Raw genomic sequence first — 2,652 nt, 5'->3', positions numbered from 1 at the left:
ACAATCACGTTCGACAACGGCAGGAAGTTTACCCGGCACAAGGAAGTCGCTGACGCGTTGGAAGCGGAAACCTACTTCGCTCATCCATATGCCTCGTGGCAGCGCGGGCTAAAGGAGAACACCAATGGGTTGTTGAGGCAGTTTATCCCGAAAGGAACTGACCTGACGGCAGTGACGGATGACGAGCTCCGCAAGTACCAGGGAGCACTGAATAGCAGGCCACGGAAATGCCTTGGGTTCCGGCAACCTTCAGTGGTCATTGTAGAGCTAAAACAGGCGGCTTAGCGTTGCACTTCGAACTTGAATCCGCCAAGTGAACATCATCAAATACTCGGGATACAGGTGTAGCCTGATCGTTCCAGCTTAGCTCAGCGTACTCTATAGGAGCGGTTTTCACGGCAAAGGCTCATTGCTCAGGCAGTGGCGTGATTTTAACGATATGGTTGACCCTACGCAAATTTACACAAGGAATCTGCTGATCGGGCTTGTTCGGCTTACAACTGTAAGCTAGAGTGCCAATCGAATCCTAATTCGAAGTGGAAGAGGTATTGAATGAAACGTGCTGTGATTACTGGCTTAGGGATCGTTTCCAGTATTGGTAATAACCAAGAGGAAGTTCTGGCATCATTGCGTGAAGGGCGTTCTGGTCTTACCCTCTCGAAGGAGCTGAAAGATTCCGCCATGCGTAGTCACGTCTGGGGCAATGTTAAGTTGTCTAAAGAAGACATTGCGGCGCGTATCGACCGCAAAATGCTGCGTTTTATGAGCGATGCGTCTATTTATGCTTTCCTCTCCATGCAGGAAGCGGTGAAAGATGCCGGCCTGACTGACGAGCAGTACCAGAACAACCCACGCGTGGGTCTGGTTGCTGGTTCCGGCGGCGGTTCGCCGTTCTACCAGGCTGCCAGCGTTGACGGTATGCGTGCTAAAGGCCTGCGCGGCGTTGGCCCTTATATGGTGACCAAAGCAATGGCATCCGGCGTATCTGCCTGCTTGGCCACTCCGTTCAAAATCCACGGTGTTAACTACTCTATCAGCTCCGCCTGCGCTACCTCTGCACACTGCATCGGTAACGCGGTAGAGCAGATCCAACTGGGCAAGCAGGACATCGTATTTGCTGGCGGCGGCGAAGAGCTGTGCTGGGAAATGTCCTGTGAGTTTGACGCGATGGGTGCTCTGTCCACCAAGTACAACGACACTCCGGAAAAAGCATCCCGTACCTACGATCAGCAGCGTGACGGCTTCGTCATCGCTGGAGGTGGCGGTATGGTCGTGGTGGAAGAACTGGAACACGCTCTGGCCCGCGGTGCGCACATCTACGCTGAAATCGTCGGCTACGGCGCAACTTCTGACGGCGCTGATATGGTGGCTCCATCGGGTGAGGGCGCAATGCGCTGCATGCGTATGGCGATGGAAGGCGTGGATACCCCAATCGACTACCTTAACACTCACGGCACTTCCACCCCGGTTGGCGATGTGAAAGAGCTGGGCGCAATTCGCGCTGTGTTCCCAGACAAAACCCCGGCGATGTCAGCCACTAAAGCCATGACAGGCCATTCTCTGGGTGCTGCTGGCGTGCAGGAAGCTATCTATTCTTTGCTGATGCTAGAGCACGGTTTCGTTGCGCCAAGCATCAACATTGATGAGCTGGACCCGGCGGCCGAAGGCCTAGACATCGTGATGAAGCCTACCGAGCGTAAGCTGACCACCGTGATGTCAAACAGCTTCGGCTTCGGTGGCACCAACGCCACCTTGGTGATGCGCAAACTGGCGTAATCTGCCTCAATAAAAAAAGGGGCGACCTCGCAGTCGCCTTTTTTTAACTCTCAGGTAAATCAGCGTTTTTCCATTGGTCGTAAGCGCTTTGGCAGCCCGGCAACCACTAGGTCGTATGACTCTTCTACCAGCTGTTTAATCAATCCTTCGCTTATCTGCTCTCCGGCACAAATCGAAATCCAGTGGCGCTTATTCATATGGTAACCCGCGTGGATGCTGTCATAAATCACGCGATGCATCTTGCCGCGTACCTTGAACACCTGTAAGCGTAAAGCCAGCGCCGTATTTAGCCATTAAGCCAGTGCGGGTAACTTAGACGCCCATCTGTTACAGATGGACATCTAAGTATGGAAACCCAATCCTGGCGAAAAGAACTTCGTAAAAATTATTCGAATGACTTCAAGCTCCGTATGGTCGAACTGGCTTCCCGCCCCGGTGCCTGCGTTGCTCAGATTGCCCGCGAAAACGGCATTAACGATAACGTCATCTTTAAATGCTTACGGCTCTGGCAGGAGGAGGGCCGCATATCACGTCGCCTTCCTGCAATAGTCGAATCCTCACCATCACCGATGGTGCTGCCTGTCGAGGTGATACCTGACCCAGCGCCAACAGGTGAGAGGAACACAGATCCGGATCAGCTCTCAGCGCTGAATGCCACCTCCTGTTGTGTTGAGTTCCGTCACGGCAAAATGACGCTTGAAAACCCGTCATCAGAGTTGCTGGCCGTGCGGCTCCGCGAGCTGACCGGGAGAAGCCAATGATATTCCTCCCGTCAGGCACCTGTATCTGGCTGGTTGCTGGCGTCACGGATATGCGTAAATCGTTCGGCACTGTTGCAAAGATATTGATGAGTTAGCTTTCGTGTTATTGAAAGGT

Annotated in this window: 4 protein-coding genes and 1 pseudogene; 4 read left to right on the top strand and 1 reads right to left on the bottom strand. The window is 53.3% G+C overall.

Features of this window, described 5'->3' with window-relative positions:
* The coding region (locus BBW68_RS11325; RefSeq protein ID WP_070135445.1) for an IS30 family transposase at window positions 1-285 on the top strand (285 nt) is incomplete at its 5' end.
* Between the two features lie 267 nt (window positions 286-552).
* A complete protein-coding gene (fabB, locus tag BBW68_RS11320) occupies window positions 553-1,776 on the top strand; it encodes a beta-ketoacyl-ACP synthase I (protein ID WP_070135444.1) in 1,224 nt (407 codons plus the stop codon).
* Window positions 1,777-1,835: 59 nt separating this feature from the next.
* Here the strand turns inward: fabB and BBW68_RS11315 are convergent, their stop codons facing one another.
* Window positions 1,836-2,015 (bottom strand): MmcQ/YjbR family DNA-binding protein, encoded by a 180-nt coding sequence (locus tag BBW68_RS11315; protein WP_186821324.1) that lies wholly within the window; start codon window positions 2,013-2,015, stop codon window positions 1,836-1,838.
* A gap of 108 nt (window positions 2,016-2,123) precedes the next feature.
* Here BBW68_RS11315 and BBW68_RS11310 point away from each other — a divergent pair, with 108 nt between their 5' ends.
* Window positions 2,124-2,537 carry a transposase gene (locus BBW68_RS11310; RefSeq protein ID WP_070135443.1) on the top strand — a complete coding sequence of 138 codons (414 nt, stop codon included), beginning with the start codon at window positions 2,124-2,126 and terminating at the stop codon, window positions 2,535-2,537.
* Window positions 2,534-2,602 (top strand): annotated as a pseudogene (locus tag BBW68_RS19200) (IS66 family insertion sequence element accessory protein TnpB); the annotation flags it as partial. The gene BBW68_RS11310 and the pseudogene BBW68_RS19200, both read left to right, overlap by 4 nt.
* Window positions 2,603-2,652: the final 50 nt, after the last annotated feature.

It is taken from the genome of Candidatus Erwinia dacicola, from assembly GCF_001756855.1.
Classification (GTDB): domain Bacteria; phylum Pseudomonadota; class Gammaproteobacteria; order Enterobacterales; family Enterobacteriaceae; genus Erwinia; species Erwinia dacicola.
Note: the sequence above shows the minus strand (reverse complement) of the source record. Positions and strands in the feature narration are given on the sequence as shown.